Source organism: Wolbachia endosymbiont of Tetranychus urticae, assembly GCF_046529255.1.
Lineage (GTDB): Bacteria > Pseudomonadota > Alphaproteobacteria > Rickettsiales > Anaplasmataceae > Wolbachia.
Genome location: NZ_CP114181.1, coordinates 1,476,669 through 1,501,191, shown reverse-complemented (window position 1 = coordinate 1,501,191; position 24,523 = coordinate 1,476,669). Strand labels below are relative to the sequence as shown.

12 protein-coding genes, 1 tRNA gene and 13 pseudogenes are annotated in these 24,523 nt (G+C 34.2%); 17 read left to right on the top strand and 9 right to left on the bottom strand.

Annotation, left to right across the window (positions count from 1 at the left end):
* Window positions 1-207: 207 nt before the first annotated feature.
* The 6 genes and pseudogenes from O1Q06_RS07850 (at window position 208) to O1Q06_RS07825 (ending at window position 5,221) form a co-directional block, all read left to right on the top strand.
* Window positions 208-280, top strand: a tRNA-Val gene (locus O1Q06_RS07850).
* 28 nt (window positions 281-308) lie between these two features.
* Entirely contained in the window at window positions 309-1,205 is an 897-nt protein-coding gene (locus tag O1Q06_RS07845; protein WP_410542596.1) for a cation diffusion facilitator family transporter, read from the top strand.
* 55 nt (window positions 1,206-1,260) lie between these two features.
* A pseudogene (locus tag O1Q06_RS07840) lies at window positions 1,261-2,609 on the top strand (hypothetical protein); the annotation flags it as partial.
* Between the two features lie 85 nt (window positions 2,610-2,694).
* Window positions 2,695-3,563 (top strand): annotated as a pseudogene (locus O1Q06_RS07835) (IS982 family transposase).
* Window positions 3,564-3,796: 233 nt separating this feature from the next.
* Window positions 3,797-4,798: pseudogene (locus tag O1Q06_RS07830) on the top strand (IS630-like element ISWpi10 family transposase).
* Window positions 4,799-4,807: 9 nt separating this feature from the next.
* Entirely contained in the window at window positions 4,808-5,221 is a 414-nt protein-coding gene (locus tag O1Q06_RS07825; RefSeq protein WP_410542595.1) for a hypothetical protein, read from the top strand.
* Here O1Q06_RS07825 and plsY read toward each other — a convergent pair.
* The 5 genes from plsY to O1Q06_RS07800 are packed head-to-tail and all read right to left on the bottom strand — an operon-like array spanning window position 5,216 to window position 10,080.
* Window positions 5,216-5,794, bottom strand: a complete 579-nt coding sequence (plsY, locus tag O1Q06_RS07820) for a glycerol-3-phosphate 1-O-acyltransferase PlsY (RefSeq protein WP_410542594.1) — start codon at window positions 5,792-5,794, stop codon at window positions 5,216-5,218. The two genes, O1Q06_RS07825 and plsY, sit on opposite strands and share 6 nt — an antisense overlap.
* Window positions 5,795-5,803: 9 nt before the next feature.
* Entirely contained in the window at window positions 5,804-7,270 is a 1,467-nt protein-coding gene (locus O1Q06_RS07815; protein ID WP_410542593.1) for an alanine/glycine:cation symporter family protein, read from the bottom strand.
* 2 nt (window positions 7,271-7,272) lie between these two features.
* Window positions 7,273-8,607, bottom strand: coding sequence for an alanine/glycine:cation symporter family protein (locus tag O1Q06_RS07810; RefSeq protein WP_410542592.1), 1,335 nt, complete (start codon window positions 8,605-8,607; stop codon window positions 7,273-7,275).
* A gap of 22 nt (window positions 8,608-8,629) precedes the next feature.
* Window positions 8,630-9,400 (bottom strand): CDP-alcohol phosphatidyltransferase family protein, encoded by a 771-nt coding sequence (locus O1Q06_RS07805; RefSeq protein ID WP_064086015.1) that lies wholly within the window; start codon window positions 9,398-9,400, stop codon window positions 8,630-8,632.
* Window positions 9,397-10,080, bottom strand: a complete 684-nt coding sequence (locus O1Q06_RS07800) for a phosphatidylserine decarboxylase (RefSeq protein WP_410542591.1) — start codon at window positions 10,078-10,080, stop codon at window positions 9,397-9,399. Before O1Q06_RS07800 ends, O1Q06_RS07805 begins: the two co-directional genes overlap by 4 nt.
* Before the next feature lie 231 nt (window positions 10,081-10,311).
* Between O1Q06_RS07800 and O1Q06_RS07795 the strand changes: the two are divergent.
* A pseudogene (locus O1Q06_RS07795) lies at window positions 10,312-10,752 on the top strand (ankyrin repeat domain-containing protein); the annotation flags it as partial.
* A gap of 36 nt (window positions 10,753-10,788) precedes the next feature.
* A pseudogene (locus O1Q06_RS07790) lies at window positions 10,789-11,208 on the top strand (IS630 family transposase); the annotation flags it as partial.
* On the opposite strand, the pseudogene O1Q06_RS07785 reads toward O1Q06_RS07790, so the two are convergent.
* Window positions 11,119-11,987: pseudogene (locus O1Q06_RS07785) on the bottom strand (IS982 family transposase). The pseudogenes O1Q06_RS07790 and O1Q06_RS07785 overlap by 90 nt on opposite strands.
* Before the next feature lie 90 nt (window positions 11,988-12,077).
* Between O1Q06_RS07785 and O1Q06_RS07780 the strand changes: the two are divergent.
* The 8 genes and pseudogenes from O1Q06_RS07780 to O1Q06_RS07745 all read left to right on the top strand — a co-directional run.
* Window positions 12,078-12,281: pseudogene (locus O1Q06_RS07780) on the top strand (transposase); the annotation flags it as partial.
* A 15-nt stretch (window positions 12,282-12,296) separates the two neighbouring features.
* A pseudogene (locus O1Q06_RS07775) lies at window positions 12,297-12,770 on the top strand (ankyrin repeat domain-containing protein); the annotation flags it as partial.
* A 77-nt stretch (window positions 12,771-12,847) separates the two neighbouring features.
* The gene (locus tag O1Q06_RS07770) at window positions 12,848-13,663 is read left to right on the top strand and encodes a hypothetical protein (RefSeq protein WP_410542590.1); all 816 of its coding nucleotides are present in this window, start codon (window positions 12,848-12,850) and stop codon (window positions 13,661-13,663) included.
* Window positions 13,654-14,070, top strand: a complete 417-nt coding sequence (locus O1Q06_RS07765; protein ID WP_410542589.1) for a hypothetical protein — start codon at window positions 13,654-13,656, stop codon at window positions 14,068-14,070. The genes O1Q06_RS07770 and O1Q06_RS07765 overlap by 10 nt, the downstream gene beginning before the upstream one ends.
* A 217-nt stretch (window positions 14,071-14,287) precedes the next feature.
* Window positions 14,288-16,660: a DNA topoisomerase (ATP-hydrolyzing) subunit B gene (gene gyrB, locus O1Q06_RS07760; RefSeq protein WP_410542588.1), complete on the top strand. Its 2,373-nt coding sequence runs from the start codon at window positions 14,288-14,290 to the stop codon at window positions 16,658-16,660.
* Window positions 16,661-16,846: 186 nt separating this feature from the next.
* Window positions 16,847-18,313: an Asp-tRNA(Asn)/Glu-tRNA(Gln) amidotransferase subunit GatA gene (gene gatA / locus O1Q06_RS07755; protein WP_410542587.1), complete on the top strand. Its 1,467-nt coding sequence runs from the start codon at window positions 16,847-16,849 to the stop codon at window positions 18,311-18,313.
* Window positions 18,314-18,424: 111 nt separating this feature from the next.
* Window positions 18,425-20,953: a DNA polymerase I gene (gene polA / locus O1Q06_RS07750; RefSeq protein WP_410542586.1), complete on the top strand. Its 2,529-nt coding sequence runs from the start codon at window positions 18,425-18,427 to the stop codon at window positions 20,951-20,953.
* Window positions 20,954-21,188: 235 nt separating this feature from the next.
* A pseudogene (locus tag O1Q06_RS07745) lies at window positions 21,189-21,481 on the top strand (IS982 family transposase); the annotation flags it as partial.
* A 14-nt stretch (window positions 21,482-21,495) separates the two neighbouring features.
* On the opposite strand, the pseudogene O1Q06_RS07740 reads toward O1Q06_RS07745, so the two are convergent.
* From O1Q06_RS07740 to O1Q06_RS07730, 3 pseudogenes are all read right to left on the bottom strand, one after another.
* Window positions 21,496-22,155, bottom strand: a pseudogene (locus tag O1Q06_RS07740) (IS982 family transposase); the annotation flags it as partial.
* Window positions 22,156-22,181: 26 nt separating this feature from the next.
* Window positions 22,182-23,183, bottom strand: a pseudogene (locus O1Q06_RS07735) (IS630-like element ISWpi10 family transposase).
* Between the two features lie 83 nt (window positions 23,184-23,266).
* Window positions 23,267-23,466: pseudogene (locus O1Q06_RS07730) on the bottom strand (IS982 family transposase); the annotation flags it as partial.
* Between the two features lie 129 nt (window positions 23,467-23,595).
* Between O1Q06_RS07730 and O1Q06_RS07725 the strand changes: the two are divergent.
* Window positions 23,596-24,183: pseudogene (locus O1Q06_RS07725) on the top strand (IS982 family transposase); the annotation flags it as partial.
* Window positions 24,184-24,523: the final 340 nt, after the last annotated feature.

Here is a 24,523-nt window from a genome sequence, read left to right as displayed (position 1 = left end):
AAAAAAGCCTCTATAATTTTTATGTAATTTGCCAATAAATACCTGAGGTTTTTACTAAATTTTGTCGTTAAATCCGCAGGGATTAAAAACAAGCTCTCACTTTTATTTTAAGGAAAAATGGAAGGGTTGTCAAGTGGCTTAATCCAGCAAGAAGTCTAAAAGCAAATTGACTTTCATTTCACTGAAGCACTATACTAAAGCTACGATGGGTAATTAGCTCAGTTGGTAGAGCGCTTGCTTGACGTGCAAGGGGTCGCTGGTTCGAGCCCAGTGTTACCCACGTTTTTTTGCTCATAAAAAGATTTTATATGACAGCAGTGCACAATGGCAAACACTCAATAGCAGAGTCCAAGCGCTTAATTTATTCCATAATAATAGTTGCAATAACAATGCTTATGGAGATAGTAGGTGGAGTAATTTCACATTCGCTTGCTCTACTATCAGATGCAGGGCATATGCTCACTGATCTTTTTGCCTTGATTTTAAGCTGGATAGCGCACAAATTTTCAGCTAAGAAATCTGATTTACAGAGGTCATATGGGTATCACAGATTGCAGATAATTGCAGCATTTGTTAATGGTTTAACTCTATTTTTCATTGCAGCGGTCATTATAATTGAATCAATAAAGAGATTCATTTGTCCAGTCAATGTGGAATGGAAAGTAATGCTAATAATTGCCACACTTGGCCTGATCTCTAACATTATAGTCTTTTTTATATTACATAGTAAATGCGAAAGTAATATAAACATAAAAAGTGCTGTATTGCATGTTATCGGAGATATTTTAGGTTCTGTAGCTGCTATACTTGCATCCATAATTATCATGTTTACCGGATGGCAAATAGTGGACCCTATTTTGTCAGTATTTGTCAGTGTAATAATCTTAAACAGTGGATATAAAATTCTCAAGAATTCTTGCCATATACTCCTTGAAGGTACACCTGAGAGTGTATCTGCTGAGGAGATAAAAAGTGAGATTGTATCTAAGTTACCTGAAGTGATAGATGTGCATCATATACATGCATGGTCACTATCTGATAATTATTTTATACTTACTATGCATGCCAAGATAAAGCAAAATGGGCAACATACTAATATTCTGTATGAGATAAAAAAAATACTATTAAATAGATTTGAAATTGCACACTCTACAGTTGAAATTGAATACGATGAGTGCGTAGACAGTAAAATACTTAAGCATTGACATCTATGGGCTATTTGTTATTACTACAATATCATAATATTATAGAGAGTAGGCTATGATAGGTATTTCCCAAATACAATTTCCTGGAAAGGATTATTACAGATTAAAGACAGCAAGTTACTTCGCAGCTTTTGTTTCTTTAAGCATTTTAGTTAATCCTGCCAATGTCTTTTTATCTTTTGCCACATTGTTTTTTAGATCTGAAATAAAAACTTTTTACGTTTATAAAGACATAAAAGCTGCAAAGCAGGAAAAAATAAGTAAAAAGGAATATTGGGAAATATTTTTTGAGAAAAATAAAATTAAGATAGCATCTTTCCTTGTATTTTTTGCTTCTGTAACATATCTAACCTTTACAACTACTTTTCTGCTCGTTTCGTTACTTGCAACAATACCACTTGCAATGGTTTTAATTCTATTACAAAGTGAATTAAGGCCAAAGGATTTTAATCCATTTACGTTACTCAAAGCTGCTATAAGTTTCTTTTTAGAAGGCATAAAAGAAAATACTCGCAGTATGACAAATAAGTTTGATGGTACTTATGAGCATTTACTACCCCATCAATTAAATGATGATATCATTAAAAATATTGACAAATTAAAAGATAAATATACTGAACAAGTATCTGAAGACACTATTAATAATGAGGGATTTAAAGAGTTTATTGAATATATAAATCACTTACATATGCTTGATGGCCAACCATTTAGTAATGAGAATAAGGGAAAATTAGTAATGTTTTTGCAAGATTTTTGCAAAGGTAATGAGAAACATAGCTCTGGTTTCACTGGTGGACAAATTCTTCTGTTAGTTCTTAGAGCCTGCAATGATGGAGATAGAGAAGCTGTAAAAAATAAAAAGACGCGTTGATTGCAAATTTACTAGATAGCCAAGCTTTCTCTAGAAAAGAACGAATTCCTAACACATGTTTTACTGGTGTTATCTACAGAATGTTAAGTACATTAGAGGGTATTCATTCCGATCCAGAGATTAAATTTACACCACCTAGACAAATGCTCCTTACAGAAGCAGAAAATGAAGCACGTAAGTTTATGTTAGACAGGCTAAAAAATAAGAAGAACAGTAAAGAAATTCTTAGGGCTTGGCATAACGCCCAAAATAATTATGAAGATGATAAAAGTCAAAAAATAGTTGATGATTTTATTGCAGAAGTAAGTATTTCCTTAATGAGAAATTTACTGAGTTTTACTTCTCAATATAGTGAACAAATTGTGCTGACGTTAATGAAAAATATTAACTCTGTAAAGTTAAATAAATTAGAGCACTTTGCGCTGTCTCAGCACATAACAAATAAACTATAGGGGGATGGTTTAGACGATCAACTCGAAAATATCAAAGGAAAAGTCTTTTTGGAGCTTTTAAACCAAAATTTACTTAGAACACGCTAATTCTGGATTAAAAAGAGAATAGAAAAGTCAGGAGAGTAGGGTAAACTCAACAAATAGAAAAAAATAGATGAGGTTACCCATGGAAGATATAACAAAACTGTTTTGTCTGGTCGATGATTTTTGCAGAGATATAGAGAAAAATTTTGCAGATAAACTACTGCCAAACGGTAAAAAACCCACAAGAGTGCCAAAAATTACACATTCGGAAATTATCACAATAATCCTCCTGTATCAGCAATCTCCCTGTGAAAATTTTAAGGCTTTCTACCTGCATTACCTAACATTGCTCTACAAACAGAGTTTTCGAAGTTGCCTTCATACACTAGGTTTGTTGCTCTAAAGTCCAGGGTTTTGTGGCATTTAGCCATGCTATTACAGTGCCTTTGCGGATGGTCAGAACTTACTGGAATCTCATACATAGATACAACTCCTATTGCAGTTTGCCATGCAAAAAGAATATCAAGAAATAAGGTTTTTGCTGGAATTGCAAAATTAAGCAAGAGTACATATGGCTGGTTTTTCGGCTTTAAACTACATTTGATAATTAACGAGAAAGGTGAAATTCAAGCTTTTACGCTTACAAGAGGTAATGTTGACGATAGAGAGCCTGTAGCAAACCTAACTAAGAAATTAACCGGTCTTTTGTTTGGTGATAAAGGCTATATTAAAAAAGAGCTTTTCCAAGAGTTGTTTAACCGCGGTTTGAAACTTGTTACCAAGGTGAAAAAGGGGATGAAAAACGCATTAATTTCACTACATGAAAAGATTTTGCTGAGAAAAAGGTCGATCATTGAGACGATTTTTGGCTACCTCAAAAATAGACTTGAAATTGAACATACTCGCCATAGATCTCCCGTTAATTTCTTGGTTCACATCTTTTCTACTCTCATTTCCTATTCCTTGAAATCCAAAAAGCCTTCCATTTCCTATACTTTCTTCCTTCCTTAATCCAGAATTAGCGTTTAGAACAGATTTTTTTCTCAAGGACTCATCTTTAACTGAAGCTAAGGGAATAGCTAGCAAAATAATAAAAGAAGAAGTAAAAGAATTAAAATTGAAAGCCAAGAAGACTATTAAGGGTCAAGTGGCCAGAATGTTATACCAATTCCCACTATGTAAAGAACAGATAGACAATAATGGGAAAGAAGTGATACTAGAGTAGATAAAATAGAGAGGTATAAATGGCATTAAGGTCAAAACTGTTAGACGAAAAAGTTGTAAATTTGGCGAAAGAAATGTTAAAAAAGGTCAGAAATAACGCATATGTTTCAAAAAAGTTACAAGCGGTGATAGCAGGAAAAGAAAGTAGTATAAGCGCTGTGGCAAGAATATGTAAAATTTCAAGGACTGCTTTGACTGAATGGATAAAGCATCTAAAATTTGGTAGAGTAGAAAAATTATTTTCCCCTTCTCAGCGGCGAAGAAAAAGCAAATTAAACAAAAATCAACGTGAGCAAATTGAAATATGGGTAGAAAGAAATCCAAATATTACTATTAAGGAAGTGCAAATAAAAATCTCAGAGGAATTTGGCCTAAACATTAGCAAATCAACAGTGCATCGTGAGATACAAAGGATGAAGTTTTCTTATATAACACCGAGGCCAATTCACCATAAACAAGATAAAAACAAGCAAGAAGAGTTTAAAAAATACTTCAATAAAATAGTCAATTCCCACCCTGAAAAGGAGGTATTTTTTTGATGAATCACGATTTGGAACTCATTCAAAAATCGGACACGGATGGTTTAAAAAAGGGGTCAGAACGCAGGTTAAATGAAAATTGGTAGACAAAATTTCTATATCTACAGTGCGGTAAATCCAAGAAGTGGTAAGAAAATTAGCCTACTTGCTCCATATGTAAACACTGATTGTATGAATATATTTCTGGAGCAGATGTCGAAAGATTTAGGCACGAAAAAAGCCTTTCTTGTAATGGATTGTGCAGGCTGGCATAGATCAAAAAGTTTGAAAATTCAGAAAAACATTACCATTATATACTTGCCTCCTTATTCACCAGAACTGAATCCTGTTGAGAGGTTGTGGCAATATATCAAACACAATACTTTACGCAACAGAGTCTACGATACCATAGGCTTACTTGAAGATGTTCTGTGTAATTTTATTGTCAGTATTTCCAGTGCTACTATTAAACGAGTTTGTAATGTTTCTTATTTGTTCGATTAGTAATGTAATTTGGTATTAGATAGTTTAAGAACGTTACCACTAGAGAAAAGGTGTTATAGGGTATACACGGAACTGAGTAAAAATAGCAGAGACGATAAAGAAGAAATAAAGAAAATTCTGCAAGAAAAGCTAGCAATAACAGAAGCAGTGATAAATAACATGTTAAAAAAAGAAGCTTCACACAGGCTAGAGATAGAGATTGAAGATATTTATAATCAAAATAAGCGCAATGTAACCACACTTTATGAAAAAATACAAGAAGTGAAGCAAAGATTCATTGAAGATGAATTTTTAATACCTCAAGAAGTAGAGAGTATAACAAGAGTAAAAATTACAATCTTAAATAAAGAAGGTAAAATAATACCATCAAGCAGTTTATCTCGTAGTTTAAGTGTCAGTGATTTAACATCTCATTGCTTATAGAAACTTATGCTCTCTGCCTTGTAGAAGATTTGCAATATTTTTGTAATGCTTCAAGAAAATTAATATCGCTACAGTGAGTAGTATAAGGAATAACTCCTTTTGAAAAAAGAAAGATGCTATAACAGCTGCTGCATTAGCAGCCAAGGAAGCAAGAGAGGAGTACCGAAAGATAAAAAATACTATTAGCCAGACAAATACAAATGCTAATGCTATAGAAATGTTAAGTGCTATTAAAACTCCCAAAGTTGTTGCAACCCCCTTTCCTCCATTGAACCTTAGCCAAATAGGAAACATATGCCCTAGAACTGCTAAAATTGCAGATACATATATATAAAAATCGTTATTATCACAAAATTGTTGTGCTGTATAAACCCCGACAAATCCTTTCAAAGAGTCTAAAAATAATGCGAGGACAGCAAGTCTCTTATTTCCTGTTCTTGCAACATTTGTAGCACCAATGTTTCCTGAACCTACTTCTCTTAAATTTATACCATTTATTTTTGCAATAACTAAGCTAAACGGTATTGAACCTAATATGTAAGATAATACAAAGACTACAAATATCTCTATCATAGCAGAAATCTAGCTAATTTTGTTATTCCTTAGCCTTTTTAGATAACATTGGACTTCATTGTTAATCTGATTGCTAAACAGTATAAGTGCTGTCATATTGATGAGTGCTAAACAAGAGAATAAAGCCCCACCAATATTAGCAATAGCCATTATATCTTTAGACAAACCTGACAAAAATGCAACTACCACCACCGCTATACGATATATTACTACACTTTTTACACCAAACAAATACAGCCATCCCATTTCACAACAATATACAAATGAAATTACTGAGGAAAACGCAAACAAAGGCGCAGCGATGGTTAAAAGTATAGGAAACCAAGAAGAAACTGTTTCAAATGCTTTTTGGGTGATCAATATTCCCTCGCCAATGCCAGTCTGGTATGCGCCTGTTATTACTATTGTTATTCCTGTCAAACAACAAATTAACATTGTATCAAAGCATGGTTCTATCATAGCAACTAGACCAGTCCTAACCGGCTCCTCATCTTTAGCTACAGCGTGAGTAATTGCAGCAGAACCAACACCTGCTTCACTGGCAAAAATTGCCCTTTGAATCCCAGCGACAAATGCTCCTACTACTCCTCCACCAACAGCATTGAAGTCTATCATACTGGAAAACAATATTTTTAATGTATTGCTAAAATTGTGAATATTGAATGCAATAATCGTGAAACAACTCAAGATATATATGAGTGACATAATAGGCACTAGTGCAGAAGATACTCTAGCTATTCTCCTGATTCCACCGATAATCACTAGAGCAAGTAATGTAGAAATTATGAAGGAAAGAACCCAAGGATGACTATCTATCCAGCTTGAATAGCCAGATAATATTGAAACCATTTGGTTAGTCTGAAATGCCACACTTCCACCAAGACCTGATAATATAAAAAACACTGCATATATTGCAGCTAGGACAATACCAAGTTTCTTAAATCCAAATTTCTCTAGTCCATTTCTTATATATTGAAAGGGACCACTGAATAACTGCTCCTGGCCTTCTGTTCTGTGTCTGAATGCTAAAGTTACTTCAGCAAACTTTGCAGACATACCAAAAAAGCCTGTGATCATCATCCAAGGTACCGCTCCTGGCCCTCCCATTGAAATTGCAATTGCAACACCAGCAACAGTTCCAAGGCCTACTGTGCTTGATAGCGCGGTTACAAATGCCTGAAAATGCGTAATGTGACCATCATGATGATCTGTGTCATATTTTCCACATAAAATAGCGAACGCATGCTTAAACATCCTTATGTTGAGAAATCTAAAACGTAGTGTTAGAAATATATAACCAAAGGCCAATAAAAGAATTATAAATGGTACGTGAAAGATCTTGAAAAACAACACTTCATTCATGAAGTTGCTTACTCCATTTAATGCAGTGTCATAACTTTTATGAAAAACTGAAGCAGCGTATACATCATTAAATGGTAGGCAAAATAACACTATATAAAGCATTCTATAAATCATGTTTAATACCTTTTGTAATAAGAATCTATTGTATTTAAGACTTCCCTTCTCAGTAGATATATCGCAACAGCATTTGGAATCATAAGGCACATAAACAGGCTATCACCTAAATAAGATATAAATTCTATATTTTTTGATATACAGCTGATATACACCGAAACTACTATAAAAAACTGAAACAATATCAGTACTTTTTTGTTACCAAATAAGTACACTAGGGCAACTTCACAGTAGTAATAGTAAGCTATTATTGTGGAAAATGCAAAGGAAAACATTATCAGCGGAAGAGCTAGCTTGCTAAATAAAGGTAAGGCTGTTGAAAATGCTGAGCTAATTAACGTAATATCACCTACGGTATTAGTGATATGCATATCGGTGATAATTATCACAATACCAGTCAAAAATGAGACTAATATTGTGTCTACAAATGGTGCAATCATTGCAACACTTCCAACTTTAACTGGGTCTTTCTCTTTTACAATCGAATGTGCTATAGCTGCTGTTCCAGTACCTGCTTCATTAGCAAACACTGACCTTCTTACCCCTGCTATTAATCCACTCAATACTCCACCTCCTATAGCTGATTTGTTAAAGATATCTTGAAATATTATAGATAGAGCATTCAGTAGATTATTTCCGTTTACACAGATTAAATATATACACATGCCTATATATAACATTATCATGATCGGCCCTAAACCTGTTGCAACTAAAGCAATTCGCTTTATTCCTCCCAGTATTACAATTAATACAAATAGCGAGATAATAACAGATGTGTTGTATTCAAATAAGTTACTTGACAACGCTGCAATTTGATTTGCCTGAAATGGTATGCCGCCTAGAATCATTGCAACAAGCAGCATAACTGCGTAGATAAATGCAAGGAATTTGCCAGTCTTCATAAATCCAATCTTTGCAAGTCCATGTTCCATATAACAAAAAGCCCCACCAGTTGTGTTTTCAGAGCGATGAGTAAATGCAAGCACTACTTCAGCAAATTTTATTGACATGCCAAGTACTCCGGTAATTATCATCCAAAAAACTGCACTTGGCCCCCCTATTGTAATAGCTATTGCAACTCCTGATATTGTTCCAAGACCAACTGTTCCTGAAATTACCGTTGCAAATGCCTGAATGTGGGTGATTATGCCGTTATTATTATGGCTCTCTAGGTTGAATAGTGTTTGTATCCCATATTTGAACAACCTAAAGTTAACGAATTTGAATCGAATCGTACAAAAAACCCCAGTTGCAATTACCCAAATAATTATAAATGGTATGTTGAATATCTTTATATATAAAAAAGAGTTTAATAGATCAGTTGCTTTTACAATCATGCTGCTCACTACTTTTATATAGCTAATGAGTTTTATATGTGTAGTATATATAAAGTCCAGTGCTTATTGGAATAGTAAGTATATACAATGCGCCTAAAATTGGTAGTGTTATCCAGGGCTTGCTTATAAACAGTATGATCAATATTCCAAAAAACGACACAAATATATAGGATAGGCTTCTAGGAACATAAATGTACTTTGCAGAGAAAGTTGGAATATGACTTATCGAAAAAAATGAAATGGCCAAAAAGTAACAAGCTGTATTCTTTACGTTAAAAAATTGCTCTATAAGAAGTAAGTATTCACTCTCATGAGATTGAAAGGTAATAATTATTGGTAACAGAGCAAGTAAAGCGCATACAGGAGCTGGAACGCCAGAAAAGAAAAATTTTTTCCAGTATAATTGTTCTGAATGTAACGAAACATTGAATCTGGCAAGTCTTATTGATATGCAGATTACATATATCATTACTAAAATCCATCCTACAACTTTAATTTCATTTAACTTCCAAAAATATAAAAGAAAAGCAGGTGCTGAACCAAAATTTAGAAAATCTGCAAAAGAATCGAGTTGTGCTCCAAAATCGCTAGTTGATTTTAAAATTCTGGCTATCCTGCCGTCCATTCCATCTATTATTGCTGCAATGATAATAAAAATTGCTGAAAATTCCCATTGTTCATTAAATGTGAATTTAAGTGAAGTAAGGCCAGCACATAAACCCAGTAAAGTTATAAAATTTGGAAATAACTTGGTAATAGGTAAGGATTTACTGTTACTTTCATCATTATTCATATAACATCAAAAGTAAGCTTCTCTTGTTTATTTAAATCTGCTATAACTGTCTCACCACCAATAACAGTTTGGCCTTCTGAGACTCTTACCTCTATCCCAGCAGGGATATAAATATTTACCCTGCTACCAAATCTTATAATTCCAAATCTTTCACCTGCTTTTACGCTCTGAGATGTCCTCAAATTACAAACAATGCGGCGTGCAATAAATCCAGCTATTTGTTCCACAATGATTTCTTTTCCCTTTTCATATTCAATCACAATAATCTGCTTTTCATTTTCATTACTGGATCTATTACTCATTGCAGAAACAAACTTGCCTTTTTTATAGTTCATTTCCTTTATTGTACCAGATATTGGTATACGATTCACATGGACATTCAAAACGCTTAGAAATATGCTGACAAGTGTAAATTTCTTTTCTTCTTCATTCTCTCCTGATAAAGAGTAACTAACTTCTTCTATCTTTGAAATCACACCATCAGCGGGGCTTAATATAAAATCCTTATTGCTTGGTACAGCTCTTGCTGGATCACGAAAAAAATAGGTACATAATAACGTTGGAAATAAGCAAGTAATTCCAGCTCCCCAAGACATAGAGAATGCTATACATGTTACGATAAAGGAAACAACTATAAATAAATAACCTTCTCTGTTTATGTTAGGTAAACCAAAGCACATAATTTATTCTCGATAATTCATTATTAACAATTTATCATTTATAATTTCTCATGAAAAGCTTTTTTTCACTTCTTCACTTTTGGAATGGTTATATAAACATTTGCTTATATAACCATTGATAGAGATTAATTTTTAATGAAAATTTAATTTCTTAGCTATTGTTAATATCATTTTAATAAAACTTAATAATAATTCTTAATAATATATGAATTGTTGTGTTCTTAATTTCGTATGACAGGGGAAATAGAAAAAGATGAATCTCCTTCCTTATACTCTGCAATTCGGATGGGTGATATTGAAGCTAAAGAGCTGCTAATAAAGTTTGGTGCAAATGTCAATGATAATTATGAACGTAATCGTACACCACTACATATTGCTATCGGGTGTAAGCAGTTTGAAATAGCGAAATTGCTGATAAATAACGGAGCAAACGTTAACGCAAAAACTGGAAATCATGGCAAAGATGACTTAACACCAATGCACCTTGCAATTTTTGCAAACACGCCAGAGTTTATAGAATTGCTAGCTAGCAATGGTGCGTCAATTGATGAAAGAGAAAGCACTGAAGGACATACACCTTTTCACCTTGCTACTTTATATGGAAATAAAAGTGTAATACAAGCCTTATACCAATTCCCGCTATACAAGCAACGAATAGAAAATAATGGAAAAAAGCCATACTGAAGTAAGTAAAATAGCGAGGTTTAGATGGCATTAAGATCAAAATTATTGGATGAAAAAGTGGTGAAATCAGCAAAAGAGATGCTGAAGAGAGTAAGAAATAATGCGTATGTTGCAAAAAAACTAAATGCTGTAATTGCAGCAAAAAAGCACAGTATAACAGCTGTAGCAAAAATATGTTGCATTTCGAGAAAGGCAATTACTACATGGATAAAGCACATAAAATTTGGAAGAGAAGAAAAATTATTTGCTCCACCTCAACGCCGTAGAAAAACTATATTGAACCAAAGTCAACTTGAACGAATTGAGTTGTGGATAGAGGAAAACCCCAATATTACTATTAACGCTAATTCTGGATTAAGGAAGGAAGAAAGTATAGGAAATGGAAGGCTTTTTGGATTTCAAGGAATAGGAAATAAGAGTAGAAAAGATGTGAACCAAGAAATTAACGGGAGATCTATGGCGAGTATGTTCAATTTCAAGTCTATTTTTGAGGTAGCCAAAAATCGTCTCAATGATCGACCTTTTTCTCAGCAAAATCTTTTCATGTAGTGAAATTAATGTGTTTTTCATCCCCTTTTTCACCTTGGTAACAAGTTTCAAACCGCGGTTAAACAACTCTTGGAAAAGCTCTTTTTTAATATAGCCTTTATCACCAAACAAAAGACCGGTTAATTTCTTAGTTAGGTTTGCTACAGGCTCTCTATCGTCAACATTACCTCTTGTAAGCGTAAAAGCTTGAATTTCACCTTTCTCGTTAATTATCAAATGTAGTTTAAAGCCGAAAAACCAGCCATATGTACTCTTGCTTAATTTTGCAATTCCAGCAAAAACCTTATTTCTTGATATTCTTTTTGCATGGCAAACTGCAATAGGAGTTGTATCTATGTATGAGATTCCAGTAAGTTCTGACCATCCGCAAAGGCACTGTAATAGCATGGCTAAATGCCACAAAACCCTGGGCTTTAGAGCAACAAACCTAGTGTATGAAGGCAACTTCGAAAACTCTGATTTGTAGAGCAATGTTAGGTAATGCAGGTAGAAAGCCTTAAAATTTTCACAGGGAGATTGCTGATACAGGAGGATTATTGTGATAATTTCCGAATGTGTAATTTCTGGCACTCTTGTGGGTTTTTACCGTTTGGCAGTAGTTTATCTGCAAAATTTTTCTCTATATCTCTGCAAAAATCATCGACCAGACAAAACAGTTTTGTTATATCTTCCATGGGTAACCTCATCTATTTTTTTCTATTTGTTGAGTTTACCCTACTCTCCTGACTTTTCTATTCTCTTTTTAATCCAGAATTAGCGTTTAAAATATCGAAATTATATACCTACCACCATACTCACCTGAACTCAATCCTGTTGAGAGGTTTTGGTTATATATAAAACAGAACATTTTACGCAATAAAATCTACGATACAATCGTTCTGCTTGAATGCGCTTTGTGTAAATTTATTACCTCTCTTTCCCCTTCCACGGTTAAACAACTCTGCTATGCTTCTTATTTGGTTCATTAATAATGAGAATTGGTATTAGTTGACAAGGGACAGAATATTGAAGATATTGATAATAATGGGCGTACAGCTTTATTTTTAGCTATTAGGCAATGCACTGAAGCAAAGGATGATGGCAGAGTAGAAGTTATCGAGTATTTGATAAATAAACTCAAAGCAGACATAACGAAAAAAGATAATAATAACGACACAATACTTTTTCCTGCTGCTAATAATTGTCCTGGAAAAGTAGTGGAACTCATCATTAAACAATATATAGAAAGATTTGGTAGAGATCGGTTGAAGAATTTTATCAATCACAAAAATAAAGCTGGAATGGATGCCTTGGATATTGCACTCAATAGTGGGAATGAAAAGGCCATTGAAGTACTTAGCTCATATGGAGAAGATATCGAGAATAAAGTAACTCCCAAGATTACTGTAGAAAAACCAAATAGTACCTTAGATGGAGCGGAAAGTATAGAAGTGGTATCCCCAATCAAACAAAAATAAAAGCAGCTCTAAATTCCTTGCTTTATTTACATTCTTTCTATAGCATGACATATTAATGTTAGAATAGGGTGTGTGTTATGTTTGCAGGTCAAAATAATAATCAACAGCAAAATAGAAATAGAGTACAGGCTTTAGTAGAAAGAGTGCAAAATGCTTACAACAACACTAATAAAATTAAAAGATTCATTAAGATAGTTTTATTAGTAAGTATGATTCCTTCATTTTTTCTTCTTGTACAGCTCTCTTTGTATTTATCATTAGTAAATTATTTTTTCAAACCAAGGGAAAATGAAAAAAGATTATCAGCGTGGCCAAAAAATGTTATTAGAATAACATTAAGCATTTTTTTAATTATACACATTATTAATTCCTGTGTGCTTTTGGTACTGCCTATATTGTGCTTATGTTTGCTAAACAAATCACTCATTGAAGAAATACAGCAGTTTAACGATTTAATACAACAAATTCCAGAGGAAGAAAGGCCTATTTTCTTTCAAGATTTAGCAGCCATTCCTTTTATGGCACAAACTACTCATGACCCAAGTGCAGTTGCTAGTATAAACTTGAGTGTTGATAGACTCATAGAAAAGTATAAAGAGAATTTAAGCAAAGATGAATTCTATGTACAGCTAAATAGAGGCAACACAACCGACATTGAAGAGTACATCAAACAGTCAAATGAATTTACAGAAGGCGATAAATCTCATGCACTTGAATGCTTAAGATTTATCAATAGAACAGGAGATAATTTTAAAGGCAATCATAGTAAGTTAACACTAAAGCAAGCAGCTATTTTATGTTGGAAAGCCTGCAATGATAGAAATACAGGGACAGAAAATCAAAGAACTCCTTTGAATGATGAAGACATAAAAAACAGAAAAGTATGTTTTTAAAAGGTCTTGTAGACGCTGCAACAACTTACGGTAATCAAGGTCAAAGTTGTGCAGGTGGAACATACAATAAATTATTTGAGTCTTTATCTGGCTTACATCCATCAGTGGTTATTACACTCGATGGAGAAGAGGCTAGAGCAATGATAAAAGAAACGATCACACAAAAATTCCCTGAAATATCTAAGAAAGAACTAAAAAAATTTTCAAAAGAAGAGCAAGAAACAATTCTGCAAGGGCTATCAAATGAGGTGATAAAGTATTTTATGGCTGTGCGTGCAACGCTTGAAAAGGAGTGCCAAAAATTCAACAATAAGCTGGATAGTAATAAACAGAAAGAAATATTAGAAGAGTGTATGAGCAACTTATCCTATGTTGAGCTAGAAAGTCCAGCTGAAAGGAGAAGGTAAATTGTATTTGATTCTAGCCATTTATCTTGAAATATGAAGCAGAGTTTGGATTATTTGAACTTAAGTTTATGTATTGAAATAACATGTAAAACCACTTCGTGTAGGTGATATGTTATGTTTTATCTACATGTCAAGGATCCTTCTTTCAACTTAAAGATGTTGCTAATCAGCACATACAAATGTAATATTAATTAATATTTATAAATAAAGCAATTCCATGGAAAGTAACTACAACGCTGACGCAATAAAAATCCTAAGAGGTCTTGATGCTGTAAGAAAGCGTCCGGGTATGTATATTGGTGACACTGATGATGGATCAGGCTTGCACCATATGGTGTATGAGGTTGTTGACAATGCGATAGATGAATCTTTGGCTGGTTATTGTAGTAAGATTGAAGTTAGCATAAATGAAGATGGTTCAGTTTCTGTAACCGACAACGGTCGTGGCATTCCAACAGACATTCATCCAGAGGAAGGAATATCAGCAGCAGAAGTAATAATGACCCAACTACATGCAGGAGGTAAATTTGACAGCAATACCTATAAGGTTTCCGGAGGATTACATGGTGTTGGAATTTCAGTTGTTAATGCGTTATCGAGTTGGCTGGAATTAACCATCTGGCGCAATAAAAAAGAACATTTTATGCGCTTTGAAGATGGTGAGTCTGTTGAATCTTTAAAGGTAGTCAATGAAAACACAAGTAAAAGAGGAACTAGAGTAACGTTTATGCCATCAACGGGGACTTTTAGTAGTATTGATTTTAGTTACTCCACTCTTGAGAGTCGCATCAGAGAATTGGCATTTTTAAACTCAAATATTGAGATCATTTTGTGTGATCTCCGTAATAAACCACATTTAAAGTCTCATTTTAACGATAGTAAAGAGTCTGAAGATAATTTTGGTACAGCTAATTTTGTACGGTACTTAGACAAGAATAAGACACATGTTACTAAAATTGCCAGCATTAGAGATGATGTAAAAGATCTAGGTACCAGTGTGGAAATATCAATGGAGTGGAATGATTCCTACTATGAGAATATGCTATGCTTCACAAATAATATAAGACAACGGGATGGTGGTACGCATTTGGCAGGGTTTAGATCTGCACTAACCAGATGTATCAATAACTATGCAAACAATGAAGGTTTTTTGAAGAAGGCAAAAGTGAATTTGACTGGAGAAGATGTTAGAGAAGGCTTAACTTGTGTTTTATCTCTCAAGATGCCTGATCCTAAATTTTCTTCACAGACAAAAGATAAATTGGTCAGTTCTGAAGCGCGGGCAGTTGTAGAGAGCATAGTTTTTGACAAGTTGAGTACAATACTTGAAACTGACCCCAAGTTAGCAGCAAGTATAGTAGAAAGAGCGATTAGGTCAGCAAAAGGAAGAGAAGCCGCAAGAAAAGCACGAGAGTTAGTTAAAAATAAAAACAATATTAATATTGCAACTCTACCTGGAAAGCTTGCCGATTGTCAGGAAAAAGTTCCTGAGTTATCGGAATTGTTTATAGTAGAGGGTAATTCTGCAGGTGGTACTGCAAAGCAGGGACGTAATCGTAAAACACAGGCGGTACTTGCTTTAAGAGGGAAAATTCTAAACGTAGAACGTGCAGGGCTGGATCGTATTTTTTCATCTGCAGAAATTGGCTCTCTGATCACGGCAATTGGGGCTGGAATAGGGAGTGATCACTTCGATATTGAAAAAACTAGGTATCATAAAATTATCATTATGACAGACGCAGACGTTGATGGCTCGCATATAAGAACTTTGATTCTAACTTTCTTTTTTAGACATATGCGTGAAGTAATTGAGAAAGGATATTTATACATAGCGCAGCCACCGCTCTATAAAGTTACAAAAAATGCTAAAGATACTTATATCAAAGATGATGAAACTTTTGAAGAGTATATAGTAAATTCAGCGATTAAAAGATTAACATTAAATGGTGTAGGCAAAGATTTGCGTTTCGTTTTGAATAAGTGCCTCAGTATTTCAAACATTAGCAAAAATTATGATAGGGAAATACCAAAAGATCTCTTAGAATCATTGCTAATTTTAAGCAAAAAGAATGCTCTATTGTCTGCTGATGAGATATTAAAATATTTAAAATTGATGTATAGTGAATATACTTGGGAAGTAGAAGTAAAAGATGAGGAAATTCACATTGCTAAATTGTTTCAAGGGTTAGCAGACAAATATGTATTCTCGCTTAGTATGCTTGAAAGCAAAGAAATACGGAATATATTGAGTTCTCTTGATAACATAATTGACTTATTTAATGGTGATTCATTTTTACAGTCGCAAGAAACTGAAATAAAAATAAAGTCTCCAAGTGCACTTGCAAAAATAGTGATGGATTATGGTAAAAAAGGTTTAACTCTGCAGAGATTTAAAGGCCTTGGTGAAATGAATGCTGATCAGCTTTGGGAAACTACACTCAATCCAGAAACTAGAACTCTGCTAAAAGTTGAAATAAAAGATTGTGAAGAAGCAGATAGCATATTCTCGGTGCTAATGGGTGATATAGTTGAACCACGTCGTGACTTTATAAATAACAATGCACTTAACGTGCATGATGTTGATATTTGATTTTAGAAACGCTAAACCCTTATGGCTTAGCATTGTGTGCCAAACCGGCTATTTAAAACGTACTACTAACCAATCCATTTCAGAAATTTGAATTGATCTCGGTTGTATTACCGTTTTCGATCATAAATATATAGATTTTCTGTCCTATTGTTGTTATAATTAATGCCTCGCTAAAATTGAATATTAATGAATGAATTGAGAAGGCTCACTATTACAGAGATGTATGATGGACTTAGGCGGAGAGATTTTTCTGCTGTTGAGCTTGTAGAGACGCATGTTAATGCAGTTGAAAATGAGCAACTGAATGCATTTGTAACAAAAACCCCAGAAATCGCGATAAAAGCTGCTAAAATAGCAGATGAATACTTCTTGAAACAAAAAGATAATATTTCACCACTTATGGGCATACCAGTTGGTGTTAAAGATTTATTCTGTACAAAAGGAATAAAAACAACAGCATGCTCAAAAATGCTGGAAAATTTTGTCCCGACTTATGAATCTACGGTATCTAATGTGCTTTTAAAAAGTGGAGCAGCCATGCTTGGTAAACTTAATATGGATGAGTTTGCTATGGGTTCTGCGAACACAAATAGCTATTTTGGTCCTGTTAAAAATGTATGGATTAGAAAAAGTGACGGAGAAAAAGTTGTTCCTGGTGGATCATCTGGTGGATCTGCAGCATCAGTTGCTGGGTTTTTATGCGCTGGAGCATTAGGAAGCGATACTGGTGGGTCTGTACGTCAACCAGCAGCTTATTGCGGAGTAGTGGGAATAAAGCCAACTTATGGAAGGTGTTCGCGTTTTGGTATGATTGCATTTGCGAGCTCTCTTGATCAAGCAGGAGTAATTACTCGTTCCGTTTCTGATTCAGCGTTAATGCTGGAAACAATTTGTGGCTATGATGAAAAAGATTCAACATCGAGCAAAAGGCCAGTGCCTAAATTCTCTAATCTTATAAATGGTGATATCAAGGGTAAGCGCATTGGTATACCAAAAGAATATAGAATGGATGGAATTTCAGAAGAAATCGTTCATCATTGGGAAAAAGTTTCTTCCAATTTAAAAGAAAATGGTGCTGAAGTTGTTGACATTGCTCTGCCTCATACTAAATATGCGATACCGGTTTACTATCTAATTTGTTCTGCTGAAACTTCATCTAATCTTGCTCGCTATGATGGTGTACGTTACGGATTTAGGGTTGATGCTGATACCCTTGAAGAAATGTATTCGCTAACAAGAGCAGAAGGTTTTGGTAAAGAAGTGAAAAGGAGAATTTTAATTGGTTCTTATGCGCTTTCTTCAGATCATTACAATGAGTATTATGAAAAAGCACAGTGCATTAGGGCATTAATCAGAAATGATTTTACAAAAGCGTTTGAAAAAATAGATTACATACTTGTGCCATCTGCTCCAACAGAAGCTTTTGGCTTAAATGAAAAGCCAGACCCGCTAATTATGTGCATCAATGATGTGTTTACCGTGCCGGCAAGCTTAGCAGGGTTACCTGCTATTTCTGTGCCTGTTGGACTTTCCAATGAAGGCTTACCACTTGCTTTGCAAGTAATTGGAAATTATTACGATGAAGCTGGAATATTAAATATGGCAAGAGTGATAGAGCAAAATTGTGGCAGAATAGTTAATTCCCTTACGTAATATGTTTTCTTATAGTAACTATAGCATTATGATTATTTTGGCTATAGGAAACAAGAGCTTGATTTTTATAGCTAAATAACAGACCATCAAAGGCACACATAAATATCTACAATGAAAGAAAAAACTTTCACAATCATTGATGGTTATGGTTTTCTTTTCAGGGCTTACTATGTCTTACATCATTTAACTACCACAGCTGGTATTCCAGTAGGTGCTGTGTACGGTTTTCTTAATATGGTTCTGAAGTATATTCCCCATTCGTACTACTTAACTATAGCACTTGATTCTGGCAAAAAAAATTTCAGGCACAGTTTGTATTCTGAGTACAAAGCAAACAGAGTAACACCTCCTGAGGATCTAATTCCACAATTTACAATACTGAGAGAAGCGGTAGAAGCTTTTAACTTCAGCTATGAAGAGATTGAAGGCTATGAAGCAGATGACATAATTGCAACACTAGCTGCAAAATATGCCAACCACGAAGACTTTAAAGTAGTAGTAGTCTCATCAGATAAAGACTTATTTCAACTTTTGAATTACAACATTCTAATATTTGATCCTATCAAAAATATATACGTAGATGAAAAACAAGTGATAGAAAAATTTGGTGTAAATTCAAATAAGCTTCTTGATTTATTTTCTCTAACTGGAGATGCATCTGATAACATTCCAGGCGTTCCAGGAATAGGGCCAAAGACTGCAGCTAAATTACTAGATGAATTTGATTCATTGGATAACATTATAGAAAACATCAATAACATTGAGCAAACAAGAGTTCGTAATATTCTTACTGAGCATAAGGGAAAAGCACTAATTTCAAGAGAACTTTTGTCACTATGCAAAAAAGTAGATCTTCAACATGATATTGTAAAATATGAAGTCCATCCTCCAAATATGGAAAAATTGTTATCCTTTTTGAAGAAATATGAATTTAATTCATTGATAGGAAAAGTAGAAAAGTTCTTTTCTTATAGTGGATCTAGCACAAAAGAGAAAACAGAATATAGTAGTGAAGAATTAGAAAAATTTTTGGAGCATTGCAGATATGAAGGTAAAATTGCAATTCATTGCCACTTTGAAAACAATGCATTAAACGAAATCTCCTTATCTTGCAGTGAAGATAATATTTTCTACATAGATCAAAGCTGCCTACAAGATGCACTCACTATAATAAATTCAACTTTATTTTCAAATGGGGTGCTTAAAATAATACATGATATTAGAAAGATCAGAGAAATATTTCCTACAATAGAGAGAGTGCTAGACTCAATTGATGACTTGATGATCATGTCATATAGTCTTGACACAGGTAAGTATGATCACAGCATTCCAAACATAGTTGCGCATAATTTGAGTGAGAATGTAGAAAATTTTTCGGCAAAAACTTTAATAGCGATCCATGAGAAACTGACACAAAGATTATTTCAGGAAAAACTTTTTACGATTTACGAACGCTTCGACAGGCCTCTCATGAAAGTAGTATTTGATATGGAGAAAAACGGAATACTGCTTAATATTCAAAAACTACAGGAACTGTCTGATAAGTTTGAGCAGCTAATTGCTGTATTTGAAAACGATATACATAACTTAGCAGGAGAAAAATTTAATATTGCATCACCAAAACAATTAAGTGATATTTTATTTAATAAAATAGGTCTAAGTAAAAAGAAAAAGTCAAAATCCGGGTCTTATAGCACCAACTCTGAAGTTCTAGAGGCACTTGAAGAGGAGGGTACAGAAATCGCAGGTAAAATTTTAAGTTGGCGACATCTAAGTAAATTAAAGGGTACCTATACTGACGCGTTAATAAAACAGGTTGATCCGCTTGATGGTAGGATACATACAAGCTTTTCAATCACTGTGACTGCAACTGGAAGGCTGAGCTCTAGCAATCCTAATTTACAAAATATTCCTATCAGAAGCGAAGAAGGTAGTCTTATCAGGCAAGCGTTTATTGTGCCAAAAGGGTGCAAGATAATTTCTGCCGACTATTCGCAAATAGAATTAAGACTCCTGGCACATGTGGCAGATGTTGCGGCATTTAAAGAAGCTTTTGCAAATAAGGAAGATATTCATGATATTACCGCAAGACAAGTTTTTGGAGTGCAAGAAATAGATGAGCAATTAAGACGCAAAGCAAAAACCATTAATTTTGGCATTATATATGGCATTAGTCCATTTGGCCTTGCAAAGCGACTTGGCATTACCTTTCAAGAGGCTGCTGAATACATTAATTACTATTTTTCTTGTTACCCAGAAATAAAGGTCTATATGGAAAAAGCAGTATCTATCGCGAGAAATCATGGTTATGTAGAGACTTTGTTTGGTAGAAGATGTTTTGTAAGAGACATAAATAATAAAATTCCTTATCTAAGACAATTTGCAGAAAGGGCAGCAATAAATGCACCGCTGCAAGGAACCGCCGCTGATATAATAAAACGTGCAATGATTCAGCTTTTTGATCAATTGAAAACAGGTAAAATAATCCTCCAAGTCCACGATGAGCTACTGGTTGAAGTAGAGGACGACAAGGTACAAGAAACAGCAAAACTTATGAAAGACGTAATGGAAAATGCGATAGAAATCTCTACACCACTTGAAGTAGAAATAAAAATTAGCGACAACTGGGGCTTTTCTTAATTATACCGTAGACCCTAAGAACCTGTCTTGAAAGGACCTAAGTAGTATCTGTTCAGATGCATGGCTAATGTGTAAATATTAAAGCAAAAATAATGTCATCCCAGTGCTTGACACTGGGATCCAAATTGCTCACAAGCAACCTAATCATAACGCTAATTCTGGATTAAAAAGAGAATAGAAAAGTCAGGAGAGTAGGGTAAACGCAACAAATAGAAAAAAATAGATGAGGTTACCCATGGAAGATATAACAAAACTGTTTTGTCTGGTCGATGATTTTTGCAGAGATATAGAGAAAAATTTTGCAGATAAACTACTGCCAAACGGTAAAAACCCACAAGAGTGCCAGAAATTACACATTCGGAAATTATCACAATAATCCTCCTGTATCAGCAATCTCCCTGTGAAAATTTTAAGGCTTTCTACCTGCATTACCTAACATTGCTCTACAAATCAGAGTTTTCGAAGTTGCCTTCATACACTAGGTTTGTTGCTCTAAAGCCCAGGGTTTTGTGGCATTTAGCCATGCTAACGCTAATTCTGGATTAAGGAAGGAAGAAAGTATAGGAAATGGAAGGCTTTTTGGATTTCAAGGAATAGGAAATAAGAGTAGAAAAGATGTGAACCAAGAAATTAACGGGAGATCTATGGCGAGTATGTTCAATTTCAAGTCTATTTTTGAGGTAGCCAAAAATCGTCTCAATGATCGACCTTTTTCTCAGCAAAATCTTTTCATGTAGTGAAATTAATGTGTTTTTCATCCCCTTTTTCACCTTGGTAACAAGTTTCAAACCGCGGTTAAACAACTCTTGGAAAAGCTCTTTTTTAATATAGCCTTTATCACCAAACAAAAGACCGGTTAATTTCTTAGTTAGGTTTGCTACAGGCTCTCTATCGTCAACATTACCTCTTGTAAGCGTAAAAGCTTGAATTTCACCTTTCTCGTTAATTATCAAATGTAGTTTAAAGCCGAAAAACCAGCCATATGTACTCTTGCTTAATTTTGCAATTCCAGCAAAAACCTTATTTCTTGATATTCTTTTTGCATGGCAAACTGCAATAGGAGTTGTATCTATGTATGAGATTCCAGTAAGTTCTGACCATCCGCAAAGGCACTGTAATAGCATGGCTAAATGCCACAAAACCCTGGACTTTAGAGCAACAAACCTAGTGTATGAAGGCAACTTCGAAAACTCTGATTTGTAGAGCGATGTTATACCAAATTCCATTACTAATCGAACAAATAAGAAACATTACAAACTCGTTTAATAGTAGCACTGGAAATACTGACAATAAAATTACACAGAACATCTTCAAGTAAGCCTATGGTATCGTAGACTCTGTTGCGTAAAGTATTGTGTTTGATATATTGCCACAACCTCTCAACAGGATTCAGTTCTGGTGAATAAGGAGGCAAGTATATAATGGTAATGTTTTTCTGAATTTTCAAACTTTTTGATCTATGCCAGCCTGCACAATCCATTACAAGAAAGGCTTTTTTCGTGCCTAAATCTTTCGACATCTGCTCCAGAAATATATTCATACAATCAGTGTTTACATATGGAGCAAGTAGGCTAATTTTCTTACCACTTCTTGGATTTACCGCACTGTAGATATAGAAATTTTGTCTACCAATTTTCATTTAACCTGCGTTCTGACCCCTTTTTTAAACCATCCGTGTCCGATTTTTGAATGAGTTCCAAATCGTGATTCATCAAAAAAATACCTCCTTTTCAGGGTGGGAATTGACTATTTTATTGAAGTATTTTTTAAACTCTTCTTGCTTGTTTTTATCTTGTTTATGGTGAATTGGCCTCGGTGTTATATAAGAAAACTTCATCCTTTGTATCTCACGATGCACTGTTGATTTGCTAATGTTTAGGCCAAATTCCTCTGAGATTTTTATTTGCACTTCCTTAATAGTAATATTTGGATTTCTTTCTACCCATATTTCAATTTGCTCACGTTGATTTTTGTTTAATTTGCTTTTTCTTCGCCGCTGAGAAGGGGAAAATAATTTTTCTACTCTACCAAATTTTAGATGCTTTATCCATTCAGTCAAAGCAGTCCTTGAAATTTTACATATTCTTGCCACAGCGCTTATACTACTTTCTTTTCCTGCTATCACCGCTTGTAACTTTTTTGAAACATATGCGTTATTTCTGACCTTTTTTAACATTTCTTTCGCCAAATTTACAACTTTTTCGTCTAACAGTTTTGACCTTAATGCCATTTATACCTCTCTATTTTATCTACTCTAGTATCACTTCTTTCCCATTATTGTCTATCTGTTCTTTGCATAGTGGGAATTGGTATTAGGTAATGCAGGTAGAAAGCCTTAAAATTTTCACAGGGAGATTGCTGATACAGGAGGATTATTGTGATAATTTCCGAATGTGTAATTTCTGGCACTCTTGTGGGTTTTTACCGTTTGGCAGTAGTTTATCTGCAAAATTTTTCTCTATATCTCTGCAAAAATCATCGACCAGACAAAACAGTTTTGTTATATCTTCCATGGGTAACCTCATCTATTTTTTTCTATTTGTTGAGTTTACCCTACTCTCCTGACTTTTCTATTCTCTTTTTAATCCAGAATTAGCGTTTGTAATGTTTCTTATTTGTTCGATTAGTAATGGAATTTGGTATTAGCCATGCTATTACAGTGCCTTTGCGGATGGTCAGAACTTACTGGAATCTCATACATAGATACAACTCCTATTGCAGTTTGCCATGCAAAAAGAATATCAAGAAATAAGGTTTTTGCTGGAATTGCAAAATTAAGCAAGAGTACATATGGCTGGTTTTTCGGCTTTAAACTACATTTGATAATTAACGAGAAAGGTGAAATTCAAGCTTTTACGCTTACAAGAGGTAATGTTGACGATAGAGAGCCTGTAGCAAACCTAACTAAGAAATTAACCGGTCTTTTGTTTGGTGATAAAGGCTATATTAAAAAAGAGCTTTTCCAAGAGTTGTTTAACCGCGGTTTGAAACTTGTTACCAAGGTGAAAAAGGGGATGAAAAACGCATTAATTTCACTACATGAAAAGATTTTGCTGAGAAAAAGGTCGATCATTGAGACGATTTTTGGCTACCTCAAAAATAGACTTGAAATTGAACATACTCGCCATAGATCTCCCGTTAATTTCTTGGTTCACATCTTTTCTACTCTCATTTCCTATTCCTTGAAATCCAAAAAGCCTTCCATTTCCTATACTTTCTTCCTTCCTTAATCCAGAATTAGCGTAATCATAGATATTAAAAGCAACGCTTTCAATGAGACTACAAAAGGCTGGATTCCAGTGTCAAGCACTGCCTTGTTGTTGTAAATTCACTTTTACCTTATTTTGCCACACCCCTGAACGGATGCCTTGAGTAGTTAATTTCGCAAGTATAATAGTAGTCATATTAAAGAGTTCTTGAAGTAAGGAGAGCAAGCTCATACGTCAAGCAAACAACGTTTGGGAATAATCTAAGGTTCTGTGATATCAGCAGCTTTCTTGGCAATAACATCCCGCTTTCAGTAAATAGTGATTTTATAATTTTCCTATATATTAGAAAAATTTTTATTTT